This window comes from Halomonas sp. ATBC28 (assembly GCF_005937175.1).
GTDB lineage: Bacteria > Pseudomonadota > Gammaproteobacteria > Pseudomonadales > Halomonadaceae > Vreelandella > Vreelandella titanicae.
Genome location: NZ_VCQL01000205.1, coordinates 1 through 389 on the forward strand (window position 1 = coordinate 1; position 389 = coordinate 389).

A 389-nucleotide genomic window follows, 5' to 3' on the forward strand; every position below is an offset into this window, starting at 1 on the left:
GGCCACGTACCAGATCCCCGAGAGCCCGAGGCCGGACGCCTTGGCCACGAGCCCGGCGAGCGGCAGCAGCACGACGAGCCCGAGGCAGGTCAGCGTGTAGCCGAAGCTGAGCCCGAAGCCCGGGATCACGCTGGGACGGCGGAAGGTCCGTTTGCGACGCGGTGTCTCGACCATGGTTCCCGCCTCAGCGGCCGGCCCGGCTCAACCGGTCGAACAGGCCGCCGGCGTCGAAGTTCCGCTTCTGGATGTCGTCCCAGGACCCCTGCATGTCCTCGATCTTGAACAGCTTGATCTCGGGGAGTTGGGCGAGGTCGGCCGGCGCCGCCGCCTCGCGGCGGATCGGGCGGTAATGGTGCTTTGCGAAGATCGCCTGCGCGCGGTCGCTGTAG

1 pseudogene is annotated in these 389 nt (G+C 69.7%); it reads right to left on the reverse strand.

Annotated elements, in window-relative coordinates:
* Positions 1-184 precede the first annotated feature (184 nt).
* Positions 185-389: pseudogene (locus E0L35_RS26070) on the reverse strand (sulfate transporter subunit); the annotation flags it as partial.